The sequence below is a fragment of the Rhodococcus sp. NPDC076796 genome (assembly GCF_040702765.1).
Classification (GTDB): Bacteria; Actinomycetota; Actinomycetes; order Mycobacteriales; family Mycobacteriaceae; genus Rhodococcoides.
The window spans coordinates 684507-707332 of record NZ_JBFBMS010000001.1 but is presented as its reverse complement, the minus strand read 5'-3'; the positions used below and the strand labels follow the sequence as shown (position 1 = coordinate 707332).

Annotated in this window: 24 protein-coding genes and 1 pseudogene; 18 read left to right on the top strand and 7 right to left on the bottom strand. The window is 64.3% G+C overall.

What is annotated here, in order from left to right; translation table 11 throughout:
* Positions 1 to 70 precede the first annotated feature (70 nt).
* Both AB0366_RS03405 and AB0366_RS03400 read left to right on the top strand, forming a co-directional pair.
* Positions 71 to 1144 (top strand): annotated as a pseudogene (locus AB0366_RS03405) (Dyp-type peroxidase); the annotation flags it as partial.
* A 113-nt stretch (positions 1145 to 1257) separates the two neighbouring features.
* Positions 1258 to 1416: a hypothetical protein gene (locus AB0366_RS03400; RefSeq protein WP_366242689.1), complete on the top strand. Its 159-nt coding sequence runs from the start codon at positions 1258 to 1260 to the stop codon at positions 1414 to 1416.
* Positions 1417 to 1418: 2 nt separating this feature from the next.
* On the opposite strand, the gene AB0366_RS03395 is transcribed toward AB0366_RS03400, so the two are convergent.
* Complete coding sequence (locus AB0366_RS03395) at positions 1419 to 1991, bottom strand: zeta toxin family protein (RefSeq protein WP_366242688.1); 573 nt, start codon at positions 1989 to 1991, stop codon at positions 1419 to 1421.
* Positions 1988 to 2365: a hypothetical protein gene (locus tag AB0366_RS03390; RefSeq protein WP_366242687.1), complete on the bottom strand. Its 378-nt coding sequence runs from the start codon at positions 2363 to 2365 to the stop codon at positions 1988 to 1990. The genes AB0366_RS03395 and AB0366_RS03390 overlap by 4 nt, the downstream gene beginning before the upstream one ends.
* Before the next feature lie 119 nt (positions 2366 to 2484).
* On the opposite strand from AB0366_RS03390, the gene AB0366_RS03385 reads away from it, so the two are divergent.
* Positions 2485 to 3282, top strand: coding sequence for a DNA-formamidopyrimidine glycosylase family protein (locus tag AB0366_RS03385; protein WP_366242686.1), 798 nt, complete (start codon positions 2485 to 2487; stop codon positions 3280 to 3282).
* Between the two features lie 120 nt (positions 3283 to 3402).
* Here AB0366_RS03385 and AB0366_RS03380 read toward each other — a convergent pair whose 3' ends face one another.
* Together AB0366_RS03380 and AB0366_RS03375 are read right to left on the bottom strand one after the other, a co-directional pair.
* The gene (locus AB0366_RS03380) at positions 3403 to 4122 is read right to left on the bottom strand and encodes a GAF and ANTAR domain-containing protein (protein ID WP_366242685.1); all 720 of its coding nucleotides are present in this window, start codon (positions 4120 to 4122) and stop codon (positions 3403 to 3405) included.
* Positions 4123 to 4347: 225 nt separating this feature from the next.
* Positions 4348 to 4518 carry a CsbD family protein gene (locus tag AB0366_RS03375; protein ID WP_008718579.1) on the bottom strand — a complete coding sequence of 57 codons (171 nt, stop codon included), beginning with the start codon at positions 4516 to 4518 and terminating at the stop codon, positions 4348 to 4350.
* 150 nt (positions 4519 to 4668) lie between these two features.
* Between AB0366_RS03375 and AB0366_RS03370 the strand changes: the two genes are divergently transcribed.
* The 12 genes from AB0366_RS03370 (at position 4669) to AB0366_RS03315 (ending at position 15611) form a co-directional block, all read left to right on the top strand.
* Positions 4669 to 5652 (top strand): YihY/virulence factor BrkB family protein, encoded by a 984-nt coding sequence (locus AB0366_RS03370; protein WP_366242978.1) that lies wholly within the window; start codon positions 4669 to 4671, stop codon positions 5650 to 5652.
* Between the two features lie 487 nt (positions 5653 to 6139).
* Entirely contained in the window at positions 6140 to 7138 is a 999-nt protein-coding gene (locus AB0366_RS03365; RefSeq protein ID WP_366242684.1) for a substrate-binding domain-containing protein, read from the top strand.
* A gap of 34 nt (positions 7139 to 7172) precedes the next feature.
* Entirely contained in the window at positions 7173 to 8162 is a 990-nt protein-coding gene (locus tag AB0366_RS03360) for an ABC transporter permease (RefSeq protein WP_366242683.1), read from the top strand.
* Positions 8159 to 8941 carry an ATP-binding cassette domain-containing protein gene (locus tag AB0366_RS03355; RefSeq protein WP_366242682.1) on the top strand — a complete coding sequence of 261 codons (783 nt, stop codon included), beginning with the start codon at positions 8159 to 8161 and terminating at the stop codon, positions 8939 to 8941. Before AB0366_RS03360 ends, AB0366_RS03355 begins: the two co-directional genes overlap by 4 nt.
* Positions 8922 to 9845: a PfkB family carbohydrate kinase gene (locus tag AB0366_RS03350; protein WP_366242681.1), complete on the top strand. Its 924-nt coding sequence runs from the start codon at positions 8922 to 8924 to the stop codon at positions 9843 to 9845. The genes AB0366_RS03355 and AB0366_RS03350 overlap by 20 nt, the downstream gene beginning before the upstream one ends.
* Positions 9835 to 10485, top strand: coding sequence for a nucleoside/nucleotide kinase family protein (locus tag AB0366_RS03345; RefSeq protein WP_366242680.1), 651 nt, complete (start codon positions 9835 to 9837; stop codon positions 10483 to 10485). The genes AB0366_RS03350 and AB0366_RS03345 overlap by 11 nt, the downstream gene beginning before the upstream one ends.
* A gap of 54 nt (positions 10486 to 10539) precedes the next feature.
* Positions 10540 to 11565 (top strand): LacI family DNA-binding transcriptional regulator, encoded by a 1026-nt coding sequence (locus AB0366_RS03340; RefSeq protein WP_366242679.1) that lies wholly within the window; start codon positions 10540 to 10542, stop codon positions 11563 to 11565.
* An 8-nt stretch (positions 11566 to 11573) separates the two neighbouring features.
* On the top strand, positions 11574 to 12596 hold the full coding sequence (gene fbaA / locus AB0366_RS03335) for a class II fructose-bisphosphate aldolase (RefSeq protein WP_366242678.1): 1023 nt from the start codon (positions 11574 to 11576) through the stop codon (positions 12594 to 12596).
* Between the two features lie 95 nt (positions 12597 to 12691).
* Positions 12692 to 13099, top strand: coding sequence for a YciI family protein (locus AB0366_RS03330; RefSeq protein WP_366242677.1), 408 nt, complete (start codon positions 12692 to 12694; stop codon positions 13097 to 13099).
* A gap of 8 nt (positions 13100 to 13107) precedes the next feature.
* Positions 13108 to 14271 carry a DUF6596 domain-containing protein gene (locus tag AB0366_RS03325; protein WP_366242676.1) on the top strand — a complete coding sequence of 388 codons (1164 nt, stop codon included), beginning with the start codon at positions 13108 to 13110 and terminating at the stop codon, positions 14269 to 14271.
* A 52-nt stretch (positions 14272 to 14323) separates the two neighbouring features.
* Entirely contained in the window at positions 14324 to 15337 is a 1014-nt protein-coding gene (locus AB0366_RS03320; protein WP_366242977.1) for an alpha/beta hydrolase family protein, read from the top strand.
* A 58-nt stretch (positions 15338 to 15395) separates the two neighbouring features.
* Positions 15396 to 15611, top strand: coding sequence for a DUF2945 domain-containing protein (locus tag AB0366_RS03315; RefSeq protein WP_121870889.1), 216 nt, complete (start codon positions 15396 to 15398; stop codon positions 15609 to 15611).
* Between the two features lie 56 nt (positions 15612 to 15667).
* Here AB0366_RS03315 and AB0366_RS03310 read toward each other — a convergent pair whose 3' ends face one another.
* Both AB0366_RS03310 and AB0366_RS03305 read right to left on the bottom strand, forming a co-directional pair.
* A complete protein-coding gene (locus AB0366_RS03310) occupies positions 15668 to 17674 on the bottom strand; it encodes a hypothetical protein (protein ID WP_366242976.1) in 2007 nt (668 codons plus the stop codon).
* Positions 17675 to 17715: 41 nt separating this feature from the next.
* Positions 17716 to 18957, bottom strand: a complete 1242-nt coding sequence (locus AB0366_RS03305) for an acetyl-CoA carboxylase biotin carboxylase subunit family protein (protein WP_128646067.1) — start codon at positions 18955 to 18957, stop codon at positions 17716 to 17718.
* 215 nt (positions 18958 to 19172) lie between these two features.
* Between AB0366_RS03305 and AB0366_RS03300 the strand changes: the two genes are divergently transcribed.
* From AB0366_RS03300 to AB0366_RS03290, 3 genes are all read left to right on the top strand, one after another.
* Positions 19173 to 19514, top strand: coding sequence for a GNAT family N-acetyltransferase (locus AB0366_RS03300; protein WP_366242675.1), 342 nt, complete (start codon positions 19173 to 19175; stop codon positions 19512 to 19514).
* Between the two features lie 82 nt (positions 19515 to 19596).
* On the top strand, positions 19597 to 20532 hold the full coding sequence (locus AB0366_RS03295) for a pirin family protein (RefSeq protein ID WP_366242674.1): 936 nt from the start codon (positions 19597 to 19599) through the stop codon (positions 20530 to 20532).
* A 28-nt stretch (positions 20533 to 20560) separates the two neighbouring features.
* Positions 20561 to 21136 (top strand): hypothetical protein, encoded by a 576-nt coding sequence (locus AB0366_RS03290; protein ID WP_366242673.1) that lies wholly within the window; start codon positions 20561 to 20563, stop codon positions 21134 to 21136.
* Between the two features lie 15 nt (positions 21137 to 21151).
* On the opposite strand, the gene AB0366_RS03285 is transcribed toward AB0366_RS03290, so the two are convergent.
* Positions 21152 to 22819, bottom strand: coding sequence for a helix-turn-helix domain-containing protein (locus AB0366_RS03285; protein WP_347873186.1), 1668 nt, complete (start codon positions 22817 to 22819; stop codon positions 21152 to 21154).
* Between the last annotated feature and the right edge of the window lie 7 nt (positions 22820 to 22826).

Genomic DNA, 22826 nt, shown 5'->3' with positions numbered 1-22826 from the left:
CGCGAGCGTCGGAGCGGCGACCGGATACGGAATCGTCGGCGATCGAGCCGAGCGGACAGCCACCGGGAGTGAGACTGTGCCGTGGCGCGGCCTGCATCAAGCCGGCGTCGATACTGTTCCGCCGCAGGCACACTCGATGTTCATCGGGTTGAACCTGCAGGATCGCGTCGGGCGCGGGGAGTTGGTCGGGATACTGAAGGTGTGGACCGAGGACATCGGACGGCTGACTGCTGGTGCGCCCGCGCTGGCCGATACCGAGGCCGAATTGGCACTTCGGCCCGCTCGCTTGACGGTGACGGTGGGTCTCGGTCCCGGTGTGTTCGACGCGATCGGTCTGCCGGATCGGCGGCCGTCGTGGCTGGCACCACTTCCTGCCTTCGGAATCGACCGTCTGGAACCGGGATTCACCGGCGGCGATCTGCTGCTGCAGGTGTGCTCGGACGATCCCGTCACCGTTGCACACGCAGTGCGGGTACTCACCAAGAACGTTCGCTCGTTGGTGACGATCGCCTGGACACAGCGCGGATTCCGGCGCTCGCGGGGTACCGAGGAATCGGGCACCACGATGCGCAATTTGATGGGGCAGGTCGACGGCACCGTCAATCCGCAGGCAGGAAGCATCGACTTCGACGGCCTGGTCTGGGACGACGGTAGTGAGCAGCCCTGGATGAGGCACGGAACGTCGATGGTGTTGCGGCGCATCCGAATCGAGATGGATACCTGGGACGAGCTGGACCGGCCCGGCCGGGAACTGTCGGTGGGGCGAACTCTCGATACCGGTGCGCCGTTGACCGGAACCGACGAGTTCGACGAGGCCGATTTCGATGCGACCGATCGATTCGGAATTCCGGTCATCCCGCCGTCCTCGCACATCGCGCGGGCACGGCACGTTCACGACGGCGAGCGCATCTTCCGGCGGGCCTACAACTACGACGATCCACCGGCGGCCGGGTCGTTGTCGAACTCCGGCCTGCTGTTCGCGAGCTATCAGCGCAATGTGCTCACCCAATTCCTGCCGATCCAGCAGCGCCTCGACGAGTTCGATGCACTGAACGAATGGACGACGCCGATCGGGTCTGCGGTGTTCGCAATACTGCCGGGAGTGGTCGACGACGGGTATCTGGGGCAGGGCCTGCTCGGGTAGCCGCACCTGAGTGTTCACGGTCGTCCTCTGTCTGCGGGATCCCGCCGGCGGGGTTCGATCGTGAACAACCAGGTGCGCTCAGGCCGGTACCAGAGCCCTGTTCACGTTGGAGAGTGCCAGACCCATGCTGGTGGTCATGCCGATTTCTGCACGACACCGGTGCGACGTATCCGTGGGAAGCCCTCGTCGAGGCACCGGTGCCGTTGGCCGAGTTGGCATCGGTGTTGCGGCCGACGCCGTCGGGAATTCTTCGGTCGTCGGTCGCTCCGTAGTTTCACGGTCTGTCGACGAGCTCTTTCGGGGCCCACGCCGGCCAGTGCGTGTCGCCGACAGCGTCGCCCTCGACGTAGCGAGCGACGATTGCAGTCACATCCGGCCGCGAGTTGTCGTACACGGTCGATTGATCTGCCAGATCGATCGCCCGTGAAACCAAGGGCCACAGTCGTGTATATCTCTCGCGAATTTTGTCCTCCGGTACGTGGTGGCCCCCTTCTTCGACCCGCACAGCAACTCGCGCAATCGACAACTCGACCGGGACCGTGATCACGTGCAGCACGACGACGTAGCCGGCGCGCTTCGCCGCGGCGACGAAGTCGAGCTTGGACGGATGTGAGAACACGGTCTCGGCGATGAACGACTCACCGCGCTCGACGAGCGAATCGCGAGTGCGCGCAGCAATTCTGGCTGCTTCGTAAGAATGATGTTCCGGGGAATCCGGCCAGTTCTGCTTCGCAATGATGTCGGCGTTGACGAATGTGCTCATCGGCAAGATCGGAAACAACCTCTGCTCGACGAACGTCGTCTTGCCGGAGCCGTTCGGTCCGACGACCAGATCGAGACGTCTCACAACACGATCTGGGTACCGTCGGGAAGGTGCTTCACAACCAGACCGTGCTCATCGAGGAACACGGTCGTTCGGCCCTGCGCGGTGCGCTCGGCGAGGTGGTTGCCGCTGGTGAGAGATTCTTCGAGTGCCGCCGCTGTCTCGGCGTTGAACACAACTCCCTCTTCCGGCGATAAGTCGGAAAGAGGAGTTCGGCCGGCGAGTGCGGCTTCGACCCGTCGGCGAGCGATTCCTCTCTGGCTGGACACTTCACGGCCGACTCGGGCCCAGTGTTCCAACTGCTGTCTCGCCGAGCGGTTTTCGCGCTCGCCCTCGGCGGCCGCATCGTCCACGAGGTCCGATGCGAAACGAGTCACCCGGTCTGCAACGTTGGTCATGGCTACTCCCTTTTCGGCGGCAATTCCCAGTGTAGCAATCTGCTACAAAAGGGGCGAAGAATGCAGGATTGCCGCCCGTGTGGGCGATTGCGTTTCGTCGGAGCGGGATACCCCCAAGCATGCCCGAAGGTGACACCGTGTTCGTATTGGCCGCGAGGTTGCGTCGAGCATTGGACGGGGCTTCCTTGCGGGCCGGAAGGCTGCAGGTGCCCGCACACGCAGTGGAGAATCTGGCCGGGCGAACCGTCGTCGCCCATCGAACGCACGGCAAGCATCTGCTCACCGATTTCGATGACGGCACGACGCTGCACACGCATCTGCGGATGAGCGGATCGTGGACGGTGGTGCGGGCCGGTCGCTCGATTCCGCAGCGTGTCCGACCCGACGTGCGGGTCCGGCTTGCCGTGGTCGACGGGCCAACCGCCTACGGAATTCTGCTGCCGGTCGTCGACTACGGATACACGCGGGAGATGAACGCGCTGATCGCGCATCTCGGACCGGACCCGCTGCATTCGACGTTCGACGCCGAGCGTGGTGTTGCCAACATCGCCGCCCAGGGAAGGCGGCCGATCATCGCGACGTTGCTGGACCAGCGAGTGATCGCCGGACCGGGAAATCTGTGGGCCAACGAGCTCTGCCTTCTGCGCGGGCTGTGGCCGTGGACGCCGTCGGGTGATGTCGACGCGCAGCGTTTGGTTGCGTTGCTCGAGCGAGCGATGCGTCATTCGGCGACAGTTCCGGGTGCGATGCAGGTGACCACGGGGGACACTCGTCGGGGCCGTGCGCACTGGGTCGCCGGTCGTGCCGGAAAGCCGTGCCTGCGCTGTGGAACGTCGATTCGGGTGGTCGCAGAAGTGGACGGTGCCCCGGACAGGCGTCGAACATGGTGGTGTCCGAGCTGTCAACCAGAGCAGTAGCGACGAGCGGTCGATCGCTGTTGTCTCAACGACATAACCGCCCGCGGGTATCGCGTGTTGCCTGCCGATACCACTGACAGCCATTCCTCGTGAGCTGCGAATCGAAACCCCGTCGGGTCGTCAGAAGGTCGAGTTCGTCGGGTGGTCGGTCTCCACCAGATCACGAGCCACACGGTGCAGAGGGAGATTTTGTTGCTGTGACAGCTTGGCCAGCAGGTCGAACGCTTGGACCGCGTCGAGGTCGTAGCGCTCCATGATCATTCCCTTGGCCTGGCCGATGATGTCTCGACTGGCCAGACCGGTCCGGAACTGCTCGTTGTCGCGGGCGCTGAGCATCGCGATGGCAGCGTGGGCCGCAAGAGCTTCACCGATGGCCACCGCGTCGGCATGAAATGCGCCGGTCTCGTCGCTGTAGAGCACGAGGGCACCGATGTCGTCGGCATTGCTGAAGAGCTGGAACGCAGCAAGAGACTTGTATCCTTCTTCGACTGCGGTGGCAGCGAACCGAGGCCACCGATTCTCGTCGGTCAGATCGTCGGCGACTACGACATCGAAGTGATGAACCTCGGTAGGAATGGGGCCTTCCCCCAGCTCGTACTGCAGGCGACACAGCTTTTCGGCAACCGGATCGGTGGAGGCGACCACCGTCCGCTCGCCCTTGTTCACTGTGGTGATGCATCCGGTGACGGCACCCGGGATCATCGTGATGGCCGTGCGCAGAATCTCGTCCAGCGTCTGCGGCATCGAGCGCCGAGTCTCACGCAAAGCGCGGGCGAATTCGGCCAGGGTCGAGGCGTCCGCCGATGCGGCTGTGTTGTCTTCGATGGAAGAGTGCGGCATGCACACGGTCCTCTCGCATGGGACCCCCAGCCGCCCTTTCGTCGGAGAGATCCACGATCATGCGCCTTCTGCTGGACGCCCGTACCGGCCGACAAAGTCGGCTCCGTGCATTTTATACGTTGTCATCGGGAGGTTGTACGTAGAACCGAAGAGCATCGGCAGCGGCACCCCGAGAACACAGCGAGGGCCGTCGATCCGGAGATCGACGGCCCTCGCGAGTGCGACCTACTTGAAGGTGTCCTTGATGTTCTCGCCGACCTTCTTCACGCCTGCCGAACCCTGGTCCTTCTTGCCCTCGGCCTCGAGGTCCTTGTTGTCGGTGGCGTCGCCCACAACTTCCTTGGCCTTGCCGATGGCGTCTTCTGCTGCGTTCTTGGCCTTGTCGATGAAGCTCATTGTGAGTCCCTTTCTCGTTTCGTGCGGTGTCAGTGATTGGTCGAAGCTCGAACCGAAAAGCGCACGCCGAGTCTTTGAGATCTGGGTCACACCGGATGCGCACTCGGGCAACGTTTCCAGCAGCGTCGTGGCGGATACATTCGATCGATGATGGTCGGCAAGGTGGACAGCTTTCAGCGCAGGCACCCGTCGGCGGGTTTCCCGCTCGCGGTCCTGTACAAATTTCTCGACGACCGAGGTGGATATCTCGCGGCTCTCATCGCGTACTACTCGTTCCTCTCGTTGTTTCCGTTGCTGCTGCTCTTCACCACCGTGTTGGGAATCGTGCTGGCCGGCGACCCGGAACTGCAGACCCGCATCATCGATTCGGCAATGAGCCAGATCCCGGTCATCGGTGATCAACTCGGTCAGCCGGATCGACTCAGCGGCGGAACAACCGCCATCGTGATCGGCGTGGTGGGGTCGCTCTACGGCGGACTCGGAGTGTCACTGGCCGCGCAGTACGCGATGAACACCGCATGGTCCGTCCCGCGAAACGAACAACCGGATCCGATCAAGGGTCGGCTGCGCGGGCTGGTGCTGCTCAGTACCGTCGGCACCGCCATCATCGGCCTGACCGTTCTCAACGGCGTCGCGTCCTCGGGCGTGTTCGGCTTTGCCGGAGGTGCACTGGCACTCGTCGGAGCGGTCGTGGTCAACGCGGTGGTCTTCACCGCTGCGTTCCGAATCGGAACCGCTCGCGCCCTGAGTGTGCGCGAGGTTCTGCCCGGCGCTGCGATCGCCGCGGTGATCTGGCAGGCGCTGCAATCGTTCGGCGGCATCTACATTCGCTATGTCGTCGGCAATGCCAGCGCCAGCAACGGGATCTTCGCGATCGTCCTCGGCCTGCTCGGTTTTCTCTACGTCGCGTCGGTGCTGATCGTGCTGTGCATCGAAATCAATGCCGTGCGCGTCGACCACCTGCATCCCCGGGCACTGCTGACTCCGTTCACCGACAACGTCGAGCTCACCGAGGGTGACAAGAACTCTTACACCGGGCAGGCAGAAGCGCAGCGTAACAAGGGATTCCAGGACATCACCGTCACTTACGAGGAACCGGATTCCGTGACGGGGGAGGGTTCGCCGACCAAGTGAGCCGAGTGATCGGGTAGGGCAAACGCGCGCGCGTTCGTCAGGTGCGCGTGGATTCGCCAGCCCGTCGGGCACTACTTTGCGCGCGGATGGCAAGTGCGCGCGCGTTTGCGAGGGCTGGGGGTGTGCTGGCTTCGCCGCGAGTGGGTAACGGTCAGGGGGACGTGTTGGGGTCGGTCGGTTCGCTGATTGATCGGGGCGGCGCAAACGCGCGCGCGTTCGTCAGGTGCGCGTGGATTCGCCAGCCCGTCGGGCACTATCTTGCGTGCGGATGGCAAGTGCGCGCGCGTTTGCGGGGACTGGGGGCGGAGAAGGCCAGGGCGGTGCCGAGACCGAGGATTGCGTGACCCCCGTCACGAACCGGCTGACCGGTCGGTGAAAAAGAATCCTGGTTTGTTTCGGCGAAAGCGCATGCGCAAGCGCTTGTATCGGTCTTAGGCTCCTGCAATCGAGCGACGCGACCGCGTGGCTAGGGGACAAGGGAGTCCACATGTTCAATCACCGTCGGAAGTCCGCGCTGACGATCGGAACCGCGCTCATGGCCGGTTCGCTCGTGCTCGGTCTGACCGCCTGCAGCAGTTCGGATTCGGACAGCGTCAAGGTCGGGCTCATCACCAAGACGGATTCCAATCCGTACTTCGTGAAGCTGCGCGAGGCAGCGCAGGCGCAGGCGGATTCCAGCGGAGCCGAGCTGGTGGCTCTGGCCGGCGCATTCGACGGTGACAACGAGGGCCAGGTCGCGGCGATCGAAAACCTGGTCGGCCAGGGTGTGAAGGGAATTCTGATCACGCCGAACTCGTCCACAGGAGTCCTGGACGCGATCAAGAAGGCACGTGACGCCGGCGTCGTCGTCATCGCCCTCGACACCGCAACCGACCCCGAGGACGCGGTCGACGCCACGTTCGCCACCGACAACAAGGCTGCCGGAGTGAGTCAGGGCGAATGGGTCAAGGGCACGCTCGGAACCACTGCACCCCAGGTCATCATGCTCGACGGCACCGCGGGCGGCACGGTCGACACCTTCCGTCACGACGGGTTCCTCGAGGGCATGGGGCTGACCGACAGTTCGCCGGAGATCGTCGGCCAGGAGAACACCAACGGCGATCAGACCAAGGCGCAGACCGCGATGGAGAACCTGCTGCAGCGCGCGCCGGGCGTCAATGCGCTCTACACGATCAACGAGCCCGCAGCAGCCGGTGCGTACCAGGCGATTCAGTCTGCAGGACGCGCCGATCAGATCACCATCGGCTCGATCGACGGCAGCTGCACCGGCATCGCGAACGTCAAGTCCGGCGTCATCGGCGCGACGGTGCTGCAGTTCCCGGCAAAGATGGCAGAGCAGGGCGTCGATGCAGTGGTGAAGTTCGCCGAGGACGGCACCAAGCCCAGCGGCTTCAACGACACCGGCTCGCAGTTGGTCACCGACCAGCCCGTCGACGGAATCGATTCGCAGGACACCGCATGGGGCGAAGAGAATTGCTGGGGCTGATCGCGACGCACCGGCGAACACAGGGATCTGATTCGTGAGTACCGACACCGCAGCCGAGCCCAAGGCTCCGAGCCGGTTCAACGTGGGGACCATTCTGCGTGAACCGCTGCTCGGGCCGATGGCCGCGCTCCTCATCGCCGTCATCGTCTTCAGCTCGATCTCGAGCTCGTTTCTCAACCCGCAGAACGTTTCTCTGATCCTGCAGCAGTCGGTGGTCGTCGGCATTCTGGCCGTCGGCCAGACGCTGATCATCCTCACCTCCGGTATCGATCTGTCGATCGGCGCGGTGGCGGTGATGGGTTCCATCGTGATGGCGCAGTCGGCCGGCGCGAACGGTCCGGTGGTCGCACTGGGTTCGACGCTTGCCGTCTGCGTTGCGTTCGGTGCGATCAACGGCGGATTGGTGACGGTTCTGCGACTTCCACCGTTCATCGTCACACTCGGCACGTTCACCGCGATCCAGGCGGCCACCCGGTTGCTGGCCGGCTCCGAGACGTACCAGGTGCCGAGCGGACCGCTGACGCTGTTGGGCAACTCGTTCAAGATCGGTAGCTTCTCCACGACGTACGGCGTGGTGGTGATGCTGCTGGTGTACGCCGTGATGTGGTACGCGTTGTCCCAAACCTCATGGGGCAGGCACATTTACGCGGTCGGCGGTAGCCCGCAGGCCTCGGATCGCTCCGGCATCAAGTCCGGTCGCGTGCTGTTCTCGGTGTACATCGCCACGGGAGTCATCGCGGCGATCGCGGCGTGGGCAGCGCTCGGACGGATCCCCAACGCCGATCCGAACGCGTATCAGAATGCGAACCTCGAGTCGATCACCGCGGTGGTCATCGGCGGAACCAGTCTGTTCGGTGGACGCGGCACCGTCATCGGCACCCTGGTCGGAACACTGATCGTCGGTGTTCTGCGCAACGGACTCACCCAGGCAGGCGTCGACAGTCTGTACCAGAACATCGCGACCGGCATTCTCGTCATCGTCGCGGTGGCCGTCGATCAATTCGCACGTAGGAGGTCACAGTGAATGCCCCCCTCGCTCTGGAAGCGCGTGGTCTGGTCAAGACCTACGGCAGCGTGACGGCCATCAACGGCGCAGATTTCGAGTTGCGGGCCGGTGAGGTGCTGGCGGTGATCGGCGACAACGGCGCCGGAAAGTCCAGTCTCATCAAAGCGTTGGCCGGTGCCGTGATTCCGGATTCGGGTGAGATCCTGATGAACGGATCGCCCGTGTCGTTCAAGAACACCCGCGACGCACGCGCGGCAGGCATCGAGACGGTCTATCAGGACCTGGCCGTCATTCCGGCCCTCGACATCGCGTCGAACGTGTATCTCGGTCGAGAGATCAAGCGCAAGGGGTTCAGCGGCAGTCTCTTTCGGCGTCTGGACATGCCGAAGATGCGGGAGGAGTCCTCGAAGCATCTGCAGGACTTGAAGATCGGTATCAAGTCGGTCAATCAGGCCGTCGAGACGCTCTCCGGTGGTCAACGTCAGGGTGTGGCCGTAGCGCGGGCAGCGGCGTTCGGACGCGGAGTGATCATCATGGACGAGCCGACTGCCGCACTGGGTGTGCGGGAGTCGGGCATGGTGATCGATCTGATTCGCACGATCCGTGACCGGGGCATACCGGTGGTGCTCATCAGCCACGACATGCCGCACGTGTTCGAGGTCGCCGACCGGATTCACATCCACCGCCTCGGCAAGCGGGCGGGCGTCGTGAATCCGAAGAACCGCACCATGTCCGAGGTCGTCGCGCTCATGACCGGCGCGGAGGAGCCGACCGACGATGAACGCGCCGGCGTCTGAATCGACAAGTCCGGTCGGTGTTTTCGTCGGGCTGGCGACACTCGACATCATCCATCGAGTGTCGGCAGCGCCGGCACCCAACCAGAAGATCACCTCGAGCGCGCAGTTCGTCGCGGCGGGAGGTCCTGCTGCCAACGCGGCAGTGACGTTCGCCGCGCTGGGTGGAACGGCAGTGCTCGTCACCGCGCTCGGAAACGATCCGGTGGCAGCGCTGGTCAAGGCCGACCTGGCGGCTTTCGGAGTGCGGGTGATCGACGCCGCCGAGGGCTCCACCAGGTCCGTTCCCGTCTCGGCGGTGACGGTGATCGAAGCGACCGGCGACCGATCGGTCGTATCGGCCGACGCCGTGAATTCCGACGCCTCGCCGCCGGAGGATCTCGCGGCCGTCGTTGCCGGTGCCGACGTCGTTCTGGTCGACGGGCACCACCCCCTGATCGCCTGCGCCGCCGCGGAACATGCGGCGGCGCGGGTTACCACGTTGGTCGTGGACGCCGGTCGCTGGAAACCGGTGATGAGCGAGCTGATTCCGCACGCCACGGACATGGTGTGCTCGGCGGACTTTCGCGCCCCCGGGACCTCGGAGACGGCTACGACTGCCGCAGCACTCGTTGCATCCGGTGTGCGTACCGTCGTCACCACCCACGGCGGCGAACCGGTCGAGTGGTGGTCCGAGGGTTCGTCGGGATCGGTCGATGTGGAGCCGGTTGCAGTGGTCGATACTCTGGGTGCCGGGGATGCGTTCCACGGCGCGTATGCCTACTACTCCACGCAGCCAGGCTCGCTTTCCGAGCGCATCGACAGGTCGGCTCACGTTGCCGCACTGCGCTGCTCGGTGATCGGCCCCAGAGCGTGGCTACACGAACTTTCCATCCGCGGACTCGAAAGCGACAACGGTGAGCATTGACCAGGACGTACAGGAAGCCACCCTCCCCGAACTCGTGGAGCTGGCGCGAACGCTGGCCGTACCCGGTGAGCGGCGGATACTCGGCCTGACCGGTGCGCCGGGTGCCGGAAAATCGACTGTGGCACAGCAACTCGTCGATGCGCTCGGGCCGGAGCTCGCGGTGCTGGTTCCGATGGACGGATTCCACCTCGCCAACGAGGTGTTGATCGAGCTGGGCAGGCTCGATCGCAAGGGTGCCCACGACACGTTCGACGACGGTGGTTACGCGCGGTTGATCGCGGCCGTTCACGATCAGCAGCCCGGTGGTCCCATCGTGTACGCGCCGAGATTCCGCCGAGAGATCGAGGAGTCGATCGGGTCCTCGATCCCGGTCCCGTCGACTGTCCCCCTGGTCATCACCGAGGGCAACTACCTGCTGATGGAGTCCGACGCGTGGCCGGCGGCGCGGGCGATGATCGATGAAGTCTGGTTTCTGGCTCCACACACGAGGGTTCGGCACGAGCGGCTGGTGGCCAGGCACGAGGCCTACGGAAAGTCGCACGAGGACGCGGAGTTCTGGGCACTGGGATCGGACGAACGCAACGCCGAATTGATCGGGTCGACCGCACGCCGCGCCGATCGAATCCTTCGGCTGACATGACGATTCCGCAGAGCCACGAGACACGACAGCGCTGGGCCGACTGATATGCCCACGATGGACGATGTCGCACGCCTGGCAGGGGTATCGGTTTCGACCGTCTCGCACGTGCTCAACGGAACACGCAACGTCAATCCCGCCACCCGGCAACGCGTCGACGCGGCGATCGTCGAGATCGGATACCGCCGCAACGTCGTCGCTCGATCGCTCGCGGCAGGTCGGACTCACACCGTGGGACTGTCCATCGCCGCGCTCACCAACCCGTACTTCGGCAGCCTGGTCCATGCCGTCGAGGAGCGGTTGTCCGAGGCCGGATACGTGCTGATCCTCGGTGATTCGCACGACGAGCCGCGGTCCGAGCGCAGGGTGACGGACTCGTTGCTGGACCGTCAGGTCGACGGCATGATTCTGGCGCCCGCGGCGGGGTCCGAATTTTCGACGATTCCCGAGATCGTGCGCAGTGGAACGCCTCTGGTGTTGATCGACCGGATGCTGGACGTCTCTTGTGATCAGGTGGGTCCGGAGAACGACGCGTCGGCGTACGAGCTCACGACTCACCTCCTCGACGCCGGACATCGACGCATCGCGATCGTCCGCGGCATCGAGGGGATCTCCTCCACGACAGAGCGATTCGACGGCTATACCCGCGCACTGGCGGATCGTGGAGTAGAACTCGATCCTCGACTGATTCTCGACGGTCGGTCCAACGTCGAGGTGGCCGAGCCTCGGGTGCGTGAGCTCATGTCGAGTCCTGATCGGCCGTCGGCTCTGGTGTCGATGAACAATTCGATGACCATCGGATCGCTGAAAGCGGTTCGCGGCCTGGGTTTGTCGATTCCCGCCGACCTCGCCTTCGTCTGCTACGACGACTTCGAGTGGTCGGATCTGTTCGAGCCCCGGCTCACAGCGGCGGCTCAGGACGTGCAGACGATCGGCCGAACCGCAGCCGACCTGGTTCTCCGGCGCATCGAGGGGCACGAGGACGAGCCCCGATCGATCCGAGTACCGACCACCTTCACCCACCGAAATTCCTGCGGCTGCACTGCACCTCGAGCCGACATGCCGGCCGCACCCGAAAGATAGGACAGCTCATGCCGATTGCCAGTCCGGACCAGTATGCCGCCATGCTGGATCGCGCCAAGGAAGGTGGGTTCGCCTACCCGTCGATCAACGTCACCGGTTCGCAGACACTCAACGCAGCCCTCCAGGGATTCGCCGAAGCCGAGAGTGACGGGATCATTCAGGTGTCGGTCGGTACCGCGCTCTATCTGTCCGGCAACGCCGTGCAGAACCGTTTCGCCGGATCCAAGGCTCTCGCGCAGTACGCCCACGAGGTGGCGCAGCACTATTCGATCTCGGTGGCGCTGCACACCGATCACTGCCCCGCCGAGAATCTGGACGACTGGGTGCGGCCCCTGCTGGCCGACGCGATCGAACGACGCGGCCGCGGGCTCGACCCGCTGTACCAATCGCACATGTGGGACGGGTCGGCTGTGCCGCTGGACGAGAATTTGCGGATCGCGCGCGAGTTGCTCGATCTGTCGGTGGAGGCCGACACCATTCTGGAGATCGAAGTGGGAGTGATCGGCGGAGAAGAGGACGGGGTGTCGCACGAGATCAACGAACAGCTGTACTCGACGGTCGACGACGCGCGCGCCACGATCGCTGCGCTCGGCGCGGGGGAGCGCGGTCGCTACATGACGGCCTTGACCTTCGGCAACGTGCACGGCGTCTACAACCCCGACTCGGTGCACCTACGACCCGAGATCCTCGACGAGATCCAGTCCGTCCTCGGAGCCGAGACCGGTAAGGACAAGCCCTTCGATCTGGTGTTCCACGGCGGATCGGGATCGAGCGCTGCAGACATCGCCTCCGCCGTCGCCAGCGGGGTGATCAAGATGAACATCGATACCGACACCCAGTACGCGTTCACCAGATCCATCGCCGGCCACATGATCAGCAAGTACGACCAGGTCCTCAAGGTCGACGGCGAATACGGAAACAAGAAGGCGTACGACCCCCGATCCTGGGGCAAGCCGGCCGAGACGGCGATGGCGGCTCGGGTGGTCGAGGCGACACAGATGCTGGGCTCGGCAGGGCGCACGATGCGCTGAGAATTCACTTCGCCGAGTGTGTCGAAATCTGCGGACCGGTTCCGTCCCAGGGTCGAATGCGGCAAGAATGGCCGCATCGAACGTCAGGAGACACCATGGCCAAGTACCTCATGCTCAAGCACTACCGCGGCGCTCCGGAACCGATCAACAATGTCCCGATGGACCGGTGGACCCCGGCGGAGGTGCACGACCACATCCAGTTCATGCAGGATTTCGCCGCCGAGCTCGAAGCCACCGGTGAGTTCGTCGACGCCCAGGCCCTGGCCCCCGAGGGAACCTGGGTCAGCTCCGGCGGTGAAGGCAAGCCACCGGTCACCGACGGTCCGTTCGCCGAGACCAAGGATCTCATCGCAGGCTGGATGATCATCGACGTCGATTCGTACGATCGAGCGTTGGAATTGGCCGGACAGTTGTCGGCTGCGCCCGGGGCCGGCGGGGAGCCCATTCACGAGTGGCTCGAGCTGCGTCCGTTCATGGAGGCTCCTCCCACCATCGCCGACTGACGATCGCCATGGACCCCCGGGTGCTGCGGGCACTGACACCCGCCGTGATCGGCGTCCTCGTCCACCGCGGAGCCGACTTCGCGTCGGCCGAGGACGCCGCAGCGGAGGCGATGCTCGAGGCGACCTCCACGTGGGTCGCCGAAGCGCCGGCCGATCCGAAGGGTTGGCTGGTGACCGTCGCGTGGCGAAAATTTCTGGACGCGCAACGCTCCGAGAAGGCGCGACGAGCCCGTGAGGATCGAGTCGCTGCCCAACCGGATCCCGGCAGTGTGGGCGGCGTCGACGACACGTTGCAGTTGTTCTTCCTGTGCGCGCATCCCTCGCTCGGTCCGGCGGCGGCGGTGGCACTGACGCTGCGTGCCGTCGGGGGATTGACGACGCGGCAGATCGCGCAGGCGTATCTGGTGCCGGAGAAGACCATGGCGCAACGCATCAGCAGAGCCAAACGCACGGTGCGCGACGTGCGATTCGACGCCCCCGGTGATGTGGGGACGGTGCGACGGGTGCTGTATCTCGTCTTCAACGAGGGGTACACCGGGAACGTCGATCTGGCGGCCGAGGCGATTCGGTTGACCCGGCAGTTGGCCGGGCTGTCCGACGACGAGGAAACGGCCGGGCTGTTGGCGCTGATGCTGCTGCACCACGCACGGCGTTCGGCCAGGACGGGGCCCGACGGTCACGTCATCCCTCTCGCGGAGCAGGACCGATCTCGTTGGGACACAGCGCTGATAGCGGAGGGCGTGCGGATTCTGCAGGCTGCGCTCGCCCGGGATCGGTTGGGTGAGTTTCAGGCGCAGGCGGCCATCGCCGCTCTACACGCCGATGCGAGCTGTGTGGAGGAGACCGACTGGCCGCAGATCGTCGAGTGGTACGACGAGTTGCTCGCTCTCACAGACAGTTCCGTGGTGCGACTCAACCGAGCGGTGGCGATCGGGGAGGCCCAGGGTCCGACGGCGGGGCTTGCAGCACTGGGCGAGGTCGATCCGGCTGTCCCGCGGCACACGGCGGCGGCCGCGTACCTGTACGAGAAGGCCGGTGATCTGCAGTGTGCCGCCGAGTTGTATGCGCAGGCAGCGGAGAAGGCGTCGTCGATTCCCGAGCGGCACCATCTGACGATGCAGGCCGCGCGGATCCGCTCTACCGACCAACCAACGGACCGATCGGTTTCGTAATCCGATCGTTAGCGGTAGAAAGCGGAATTCGTGCGACCCTCGTGTGGTGCTGATGTTGCGTGTGGGGCAGAAGAGAAGAAAGCGAACTCGATCCGCGGCGGTCGTGACGGCCGCCGCAGTGGCGTCGATGCTGATGACCGGAACGTCGGCGCAGGCGCTGCCGGGGAACTCGGGATCGGCCGACGCGGCTGCGGGAGCCATCGGCATCCATCAGGTGTCGGCGACCCGAGCTGTGCTGAACGTGTTCTCCCCGTCCATGAATCGCGTCATCTCCAATGAGGTGCTGCATTCCCCCGAGGGTGGTCCCGCGCCGACTCTCGTGCTGCTCAACGGTGCGCTCGGCAACGAGGACGGCGTCGGGTGGCTCAACAATTCCGGCGTCGAGAAGTTCTTCCTCGACAAGAAGGTCACCGTCGTGGCTCCGATCGGCGGCCGTTTCAGCTTCTACACCGACTGGCAGACAACGGATCCGGTGCTCGGCAGCAACATGTGGCAGACCTACCTCAGCCGCGAATTGCCTGCCGCCGTCGACGCTGCCTACGGATCGACCGGCAGGCGCGGCGTGGCCGGGCTGTCGATGAGTGGGGGTCCCGCACTCGACCTCGCGATCCAGGCCCCGGACGTGTTCGACGCGGCCGCGTCCTTCAGCGGATGCCCGGCCCCGTCCAACCCGCTTGCCACCGCAGGTATCTCGGCGATGATCGCCGGCGGGCTCAACAACCCTTTCAATATGTGGGGGCTACCGGGCAGCCAGGGATGGCGCGACCACGACCCGTCGCTCAACGTCGAGCGGCTACGCGGAACCGCGGTGTACGTCAGCTCGTCCCGCGGACTCCCCGGACCGGTGGATCGCATTCCCGACGGCGCGATCCCGCCGTTCGGCGGCATGGCGGTCGAAGCAATGGTCAACCACTGCACGTCGATCTTCGTCGACGCTCTGCGCCGAGCCGACGTACCGGCAACGGTGTCCATGCGCGAGGAGGGCGCGCACACCTGGCCGCTGTTCGAGGATCAGCTGCGCGAGGCCTGGTACACCACATTGGCACCGGCCCTGGGAACCAGCTGATTGCAACGAGACTCCGGCGGGTAAGCAGGGTTCACACCGGAGAAAGGACCACCCGAACATGTCGAAAGACGAATTGCACAAGGGCGACAAGGTCGAATGGCAGACCCACGGAACCACGACCGAGGGCGAGGTGGTGGAGAAGATCACCTCCGAGACCGAAGCTGCAGGCCGTACCGTGAAGGCGTCGAAAGACGACCCGCAGTACCGCGTCGAGAGTGACAAGTCGGGCAAGGACGCAGTGCACAAGCCGGACGCGCTCGACAAGAAGGACTGACCACGCGGACCTGCGATGCGCCTCCGATCCGTGGACTGGAGGCGCATCGGAAGATCTCAGGCCTGAGGCACCGAACGTTCTGCGCCCCAACTCCGTTCGATGTAGCCCCGAATCCGCTCGATGTCCTCGGCCGGAATTCTCTCGGGCTCGCCGTTCTCGAGCGGATCGGTGTGGAAGATGTAGAGCCGTGAGGCGAACTGGTCGAACGGGAGCGAACCTTCGCCCGCGCGTTCGCCGTTGCCGGCCGTACCCACCACGACGCCGTCGCCCCAGTCCTGCCCGCTGTCGTTGTTCGGGTTGAAGAAATACACCCGCATGACGCCGTCGGGATCGGGGGCGACGCGCAGGATCGTGATGGCGTGCCACCCCACATAGCGTGCGGCACTGTCGGTTACGGCCACCCCCGCCGGTTGGGGATGGATCAACGGTTGGTGCCCGTTGTACTCCGGATGGTACGCCGCGTGGAACTGCCGCAGAAAGGCGTCCAGGTCGACGAGATTGCCGGTCGCGACATCGACGTCGATGTGGAACTCGCGCGCCGACCACCACCCGTGGAACTCGGGGTTGACCCAGCGGTGCGGATCACCGGGACGATCGGCGCACCGTCGCACCATCTCGGCGTAGATGCGATCGAGGTGCGGAACCAGCAACAGCGACGCGGGATCGAGGTCCACCGGATCGGACGTGGCGACGCCGCTGACGCTCTCGGTCGACGAGATCGACTGCCCCTCGAAGTGCATGACGATCTCCTCGTCACGTGCCGCCCACACCACCATCTGCAGCAGGTAGTCGGGATCGTTGTAGGCCCACATCGACAATGCCCGGGCCGACTGACACGTCGGGTTGTCTCCCTGGCCCACACCGAGGGGCTGCCCGAGCATCGAGAGCAGACCCCCGAGCAAGCGTGACTCGGGAGAGGGGACCGGCCCGAACGTGGTGATCAGTCGTTCCCGCACTGCCGGAGCGAGTTTCAGCGACATCTGCCGCCACAGTGACGGCACGATCGGCGGCTGATGCAGAATCCCGCGATCGAGGAGCAACGCCAGTCCGTAGAGGCACTGCGCAGTTTCGGGGAACACCGATTCTTCGATGAGGCGATGGACCAGTTCCGGATACCGCGTCAGGCAGGTCCGGCCGGTATCGGACAGACCGAGCGCCTCGGGCAGAACATACGAGTAATGGTCGACGAGATACTGCGTCAGCGTCGCGTGGTACGGAGAGACCAGCCCGGTATCGTGCATGGCTCGCGCAAATCCGCGGGCCTCGAACTGCAACGCCTCGACGTCCATAGCCTCGAGTCGAGACCGGTACACCTCGACGCCCGGATCCTCGCGGCATGCATCGGTTGTGCCGAACAGCGCCGTGATCAACCGATCCAGGCCCTGCCCGGACGTGCCGAGGTCGACGGTCGGATCGTCACGATAGATCGCGATGCGGGTGACCATGGCCTTGATGGTGTCCACCTGAATCGGACGCTGCCGTAGAATCCGCCAGATTTCCTCCACCAATTCGTCGAGCACACTGTCGTAGCCGATCTGCCCAGCCACGTACCCGAACAGATCACGGATCAGATGCGCAGTGCGACCCAATCGGACTCGCTCCGACTCGGACGGGGGTGTGAACAGAACGTCGAGATTCACCGCCAGAACCTGAGAAAGGAACCGGCGGGCATCCTCGGCGGTCACCGCTTCATGCTCGTACTCGCCCGCGACGATTGCGATCATGCGCAGTTCGCTGGTCGCCTCGAGCACGAAGGTGTCGTCGTTGCCGCTGCGCAAGCTGGGCCCCACGAACCCTGGAACGAGAATGTCCGGCTGCGCCCAATCGGTGCCGGCGAACAGCCCCGCCTTCTCGAGCACCTCGGCGCGTTCGCGAATTGCACCGCAACCGCCGGGCTGCAACAGGACTCGATGCACACCATCCAGAACTCGTCGCACCTTGGTGTTCTTGCTGAACTCAGGTGCATCGGCCAAGGCGTGCACCGCATGGTCCAGTTGTGCCAACCGTGATGCCAACGCTTTGTCCACGGCGGTAGTCGCGTTCGTCGGTGCAGGCTCGTGCATCGTCTGCGACGGTGGGTTGGTGTCGTCCCCGAGTTGCTGCTTCACACGTAGAAGTCCAGTTCTTCCTGATGCTTCAACAAGTCACGCATGACATAGGAATCCTCGCCGAAGAAGTACAGCAGTCCCCAGTGGGTGCCGAACGCTGTTCTCTTGGTGACGGTTTCCTCGACCGGTGCGGACAGATCGTTGGTCTCGTAGTAGTCGTGCCCAGTCGTCTCCTCCGGAATTTGCAGATGGCTGACGACACGGCGTCGTGGATAGACACCGAAACATCCGGCGACACCGGTTGCATCGACGACCTCTTTCGGGAAGAAGGCGTCGATCTCCTCCTCGGTGGTCTTCGGGTCGAACGCCAACGCCAGGCCCTGGTAGGCGTTGAATCCGTAGGCCCGCTCGAGGAGCTCGAACACCTTGAAACCCGGTGGGCGGTAAGCCACTTCGCCGAAGTACATTTCACCGTCGCTGGTGACGAAGTATTCGGGGTGAATGAAACCGAACTCGATGTCGAAGGTCTTGATCAGCTTCTCGATCTGCACCGTGATCTGCTCGCGGTACTTCTCCAGTTCCGGTGTGGCAGGCACGAACACCGAATAGCCGAGCGTGACGTACTCGGAGATGTTGAGGAACTTGATCTTGCCGTTGTGGATCCACGCTTCGACGGCGAACTCCCACCCGTCCAGGTGCGATTCCATCAGCACCGGGAATTCCTCGTCCGGGATGGAGTCGACCTCGTCGGGTGTACGAATGACTCGATGACCCAGGCATCCTGCCTTGTCGAACGCCTTGAGGTGAATGGGGTCGTTCGGATCGCCGTCGAGCTTGAGCAGTGTCTGATTGACGCGGCGGAGGAATCGAATGACGTCCTCGCGGTCGTGAGCCTCCTCGAAGATGCCGACGCGGATGCCGCCCAACTGCGCTCGACGCTTCATCAGCGCCTTGTCGCGCAGCAGCATCGCCTGCCCGAACAGTCGAGGGTTACCCAGCAGCACCGAGTTGATGGCACCGGCCCACTCGACCGTCTCCTCGTAGAGCGGTATCGCGACGTCGACGCCCTTTGCCTTCAGGGTCTCGGCGATTTCCAGTGAGCGATCGTTGAGTCGCTCGAAGTTCCACGGGAGGTAAGGAATGTCGTGCTCGGTGCAGTACGCCTCGGCCCACTCGGGGGCGACGACGACGTAGCGCCGATCGAACTTGTCCAGTGCTTCCACTGCGGCCAAACTCCAGCCCAGCAGGGCCACGAAACCTTTGTTCGGGTCTTTCTCCAGCCTGTCTGGCTGAGCCATGAAGTTCCTTCCCCTAGATGATTCATCGGTCGAGGTCCTTCGCTCCACCGTACAGAGGCCCTGTCGGTCACTCGGCACCGTGTCCGTGACGGTGGATCACGGACCCGCCGTACGCAGGCGTTCGGTATCGATCACGATCGACAGATTTCCGCCGATCGTGCACGATCGTGAACAACGAGGTGCGGCGCGCGCCCACCGGGAACGAGGAGTGCGGAATGACGGTCGACAAAACCGGTGCCGAGGTCGAGATCTCCCGACAGGCGGACCGTTTCACTGTCTCGGTGGAGGGTTCGCAGGTCGGCTTCACCGAGTTCGTCGACGACGAACACGGCCGACGTGTCTTCTTCCACACCGAGGTCGACGCAGCCTACGGCGGACGTGGTCTGGCAACGGTTCTCGTGCAGCAGGCACTCGACGCCACCCGCGCCGACGCCAAGCGGATAGTTCCGATCTGCGAGTTGGTCGCGGCCTTCGTCGGCAAGCACTCGGAATTCGAAGACATCGCCGAGCAGCCCACCGACGAGATCCGGCAGTGGCTGGCCGACCGGCAGGGCTGACGGCGGGAATACCGTCGAACACCGTCGGGTTGAGGTCGGTAGAGTAGTTGCAGAGTCAACTACATTGCCGAAAGGGACGCCCATGCCTGCAGTGACGGTCGACAACATCCTCGCGTTGCCCCGAATCTCCATGCCCGACGCCACCGCCGTACCTCGGCCGGTCCGGTCCGTCACGACGGCACCGACGGGATACGAAGGGGAAGGCTTTCCGGTCCGTAGAGCGTTCGCCGGACTGGACATGTCGTCTCTCGATCCGTTCATCCACATGGATCAGATGGGTGAGGTGAACTACGCGCCCGGTGAGCCGAAGGGGACGCCGTGGCATCCGCACCGCGGGTTCGAGACGGTGACCTACATGATCGACGGCATCATGGAGCACAAGGACTCTCACGGCGGCGGCGGAATCATCAGCGGTGGCGACACCCAGTGGATGACGGCAGGCGGTGGCATTCTGCACATCGAGGCTCCGCCGGAGCATCTGGTGATGTCCGGCGGCTTGTTCCACGGAGTTCAGCTCTGGGTCAATCTGCCGCGCGAGAACAAGATGGCGCATCCGCGCTATCAGGACATCACCGGTAGCAAGGTGGCCTTGGCGTCGAGTCCCGACGGGGGTGCATTGGTCCGCGTCATTGCCGGCGAGATCGCGGGGCTGCAGGGACCGGGTTCGACCTACACCCCGATTGCCCTCTCGCACAGCACGATCGCACCGGGCGCGGCGCTGACGCTGCCGTGGAATCGTGAATTCAACGCACTCGTCTACGTTCTGGCGGGTGAGGGCACGGTGGGCGCGGAGAAGCGTCCGATCCGGATGGGGCAGACGGCTCTCTTCGGCCGCGGCGACACGATCGAGATGTCCGCGTCTGCGGTGGGGGAGTCACTCGAGGTGTTCGTTCTGGGAGGCAAGCCGATTCGGGAACCCGTCGCGATGGCAGGCCCGTTCGTCATGAACACCAAGTCCGAAGTGCTGCAGGCGTTCGAGGACTACCAGGTCGGTCGGCTCGGCGTACCCGTCGAATGATCCCGCCTGCCGTGCAACGATCTCCTGCATGAGCGACGCAGAACCCCGTTTTCGGAGAACACGGCTGTATCGCCGATTGGTCACCCGCGCGGACGGCCCGCTCGAGCCCGCGCGGGCGGCCAGGCGGCTGTCCGCCTACGTCTACGGAAACATCCTGGTCCTCGCGGCGGTCGCAGCATCGACGCCCAGCTCGATCGAGCACGGAACGGCTGCCGTTCTGGTTCTGGCCACTGCGGTGACGACGTTTCTGGCGCATGTGTTCGCTGATTTCGTCGCGAGCAGTCAGATTCCCGAAGCGCACGGTGATGCCACCGACGAGCAACGCACCTTCAAGGCCTTCGAGGAGCTTCGCGACGCGGTGCCCATCCTGAGCTCCGGCACCGTCCCCGCCCTGATGCTGGCCCTCGGCTGGTTGTCGGTACTCCCGGGGCAGTGGTCGGAGCTGCTGGCCGGCGGCGTGATCGTGGTGCGCATCGCCACGATTCAGATGGTCACGGAGCGAATTCGCGGCAACCCGTTGACCTTCCGCGCGATTCTCGGTGGGTTGGCCACCGCCGCAGTCGCCGCGCTCATCGTGCTGGCGAAAGTGTTCCTCGGCCACTAGCTCGGTCCACATCTGCTACCTGCTGGGTACCTTGATCCGGTATCGCTGCAATCGTGAATACAGGGTGGTGCGGCTGATTCCGAGCATGGCAGCAGCGGACGCCTTGTTGCCCCTGGATTCGCGTAGTGCCCCGCTGATGGCATCGCGTTCTGCGGTTTCCATGACAGTGAGGGTGCGGCCGACGTGTGGTCGCTGACGGATGGGCTCCGGCAGATCCTCCTCGGTGACAACCCCGTTGGGGCGCTTCTGCAATGCATAGATGAGAGTGTCCTGAAGTTCGCGGACGTTCCCGGGCCAGTCGTACTGAGCAAGTGATGTGACGGCCGACGGCGCGACTTCTACTCCGGAATCTGGTCGCAACTGCACCATCAAGGCCTGCACTAGCGACGGCAATTTGTGAGGACACGATCTCAGCGGCTGCAATTCGTGCCGACTGGATGCCAGCGATGCGAGCGCGCTGTGGGCCCTGTCGAGATCGGCAACGGGAATGCTGGTCATCACCAAGGGCATTCGCCTCGATTCCAATGCTTGGGTCAGCGCGGTTGCCGATCGAGGGTGGAGTGCATCGATGTTCTCGATGATCAACGCTTTCACACCGGAGCCGAGTGCACGTCTCACTTCGGTGAACCACTCGTTCTCCGCCCCAACCGATTCTGCACAGTCCAGGCTGACAGCTTCACTCCCGACCAGGGTTCGGGCCGTCGTTGTCCGTCCCGTACCCGGTTCGCCGGTGACCAGGACGATCCCGGACATCGGCGAACGGGATGCCATGTTCGCGTCGGGCGACTTCGTGGCGATGGCACCGAGATCGAAGGTGGACGCATCTGGGCTTCGCTCCACCAGATCGAACAGCGCGCCTCCGTTGCTGCCGGCGACTGCGCACGCGCGTACGGCCACGACACGACCCGACGCAAGCACGAGGGGACCCTCGTACGGCGATCCGGGGGCCAGATCCGAGGCGATGGCGCGAAGGGACGCATGGTCCACACCTTTGACGAGGTCGACGGCGGCGACGTTGGTCAGCACGAGATTTTCACCCAGGGCGAGAACCGCATGGCTTCGCCGGCTCGAATGAGTCTGAAACTCCGCCAGCAACAGCTTCTCCGCGACGCGGGACCCTTCGAGAAGTCGTTGCTCGATGTCGCGTGTCGCTCGCATGAGGAAGGGCCCGAGCAAGCCGGTCGCGTCCGAGACGGGACCCGAGACATCGAGTACACCTTCGACGCGATGTGTGATCGGGTGGATGATCGGAGCCCCGTAGCACGCAAAGTACTTCAACGCTTCGAGAAAGTGTTCCTCGCCGGTGACCGCTATCGGCTTCCGCAATTCGAACGCGGTTGCAAGGGAGTTGGTTCCGCTGGTCTCCTCGAGATATTGAAAGCCTGGTACCGCCAGAACTCGGTCCAGAGCTCTGCCGACCGCGCGATTTCCGACGCGCCTGTCGACGATCTTCGAGGTGCGATCCGCCAGCAGGACGGAAAAACGAGTATCGGACAGTTCGTCGACCAGCTTGTCGAGAACAGGCGCAGCAGCACGAAGGAGGCTGCTACGGGTGTCGATGTCCTCGATGGTGCGTTCGCGTACATCCATACCCGGATCGAGCCCGCTCATCGCTGCCCGTCGCCACGCGAGCTCGATTTCGGGTCGTTGTCCGAGCGAACGTTCCGGGTGTTCGATGGCCATGTCGGTT

What these genes read in the sequence shown, in the direction of transcription:
- AB0366_RS03285 (WP_347873186.1), bottom strand. Translation starts at nt 22,819, where the DNA reads ATGGCCATCGAACACCCGGAACGTTCGCTCGGACAACGACCCGAAATC.
- AB0366_RS03310 (WP_366242976.1), bottom strand. Translation starts at nt 17,674, where the DNA reads ATGCACGAGCCTGCACCGACGAACGCGACTACCGCCGTGGACAAAGCG.
- AB0366_RS03375 (WP_008718579.1), bottom strand. Translation starts at nt 4,518, where the DNA reads ATGAGCTTCATCGACAAGGCCAAGAACGCAGCAGAAGACGCCATCGGC.
- AB0366_RS03325 (WP_366242676.1), top strand. Translation starts at nt 13,108, where the DNA reads ATGGACCCCCGGGTGCTGCGGGCACTGACACCCGCCGTGATCGGCGTC.
- AB0366_RS03290 (WP_366242673.1), top strand. Translation starts at nt 20,561, where the DNA reads ATGAGCGACGCAGAACCCCGTTTTCGGAGAACACGGCTGTATCGCCGA.
- AB0366_RS03390 (WP_366242687.1), bottom strand. Translation starts at nt 2,365, where the DNA reads ATGACCAACGTTGCAGACCGGGTGACTCGTTTCGCATCGGACCTCGTG.
- AB0366_RS03365 (WP_366242684.1), top strand. Translation starts at nt 6,140, where the DNA reads ATGTTCAATCACCGTCGGAAGTCCGCGCTGACGATCGGAACCGCGCTC.
- AB0366_RS03340 (WP_366242679.1), top strand. Translation starts at nt 10,540, where the DNA reads ATGGACGATGTCGCACGCCTGGCAGGGGTATCGGTTTCGACCGTCTCG.
- AB0366_RS03380 (WP_366242685.1), bottom strand. Translation starts at nt 4,122, where the DNA reads ATGCCGCACTCTTCCATCGAAGACAACACAGCCGCATCGGCGGACGCC.
- AB0366_RS03385 (WP_366242686.1), top strand. Translation starts at nt 2,485, where the DNA reads ATGCCCGAAGGTGACACCGTGTTCGTATTGGCCGCGAGGTTGCGTCGA.
- fbaA (WP_366242678.1), top strand. Translation starts at nt 11,574, where the DNA reads ATGCCGATTGCCAGTCCGGACCAGTATGCCGCCATGCTGGATCGCGCC.
- AB0366_RS03320 (WP_366242977.1), top strand. Translation starts at nt 14,324, where the DNA reads ATGTTGCGTGTGGGGCAGAAGAGAAGAAAGCGAACTCGATCCGCGGCG.
- AB0366_RS03305 (WP_128646067.1), bottom strand. Translation starts at nt 18,957, where the DNA reads ATGGCTCAGCCAGACAGGCTGGAGAAAGACCCGAACAAAGGTTTCGTG.
- AB0366_RS03315 (WP_121870889.1), top strand. Translation starts at nt 15,396, where the DNA reads ATGTCGAAAGACGAATTGCACAAGGGCGACAAGGTCGAATGGCAGACC.
- AB0366_RS03350 (WP_366242681.1), top strand. Translation starts at nt 8,922, where the DNA reads ATGAACGCGCCGGCGTCTGAATCGACAAGTCCGGTCGGTGTTTTCGTC.
- AB0366_RS03330 (WP_366242677.1), top strand. Translation starts at nt 12,692, where the DNA reads ATGGCCAAGTACCTCATGCTCAAGCACTACCGCGGCGCTCCGGAACCG.
- AB0366_RS03370 (WP_366242978.1), top strand. Translation starts at nt 4,669, where the DNA reads ATGGTCGGCAAGGTGGACAGCTTTCAGCGCAGGCACCCGTCGGCGGGT.
- AB0366_RS03295 (WP_366242674.1), top strand. Translation starts at nt 19,597, where the DNA reads ATGCCTGCAGTGACGGTCGACAACATCCTCGCGTTGCCCCGAATCTCC.
- AB0366_RS03300 (WP_366242675.1), top strand. Translation starts at nt 19,173, where the DNA reads ATGACGGTCGACAAAACCGGTGCCGAGGTCGAGATCTCCCGACAGGCG.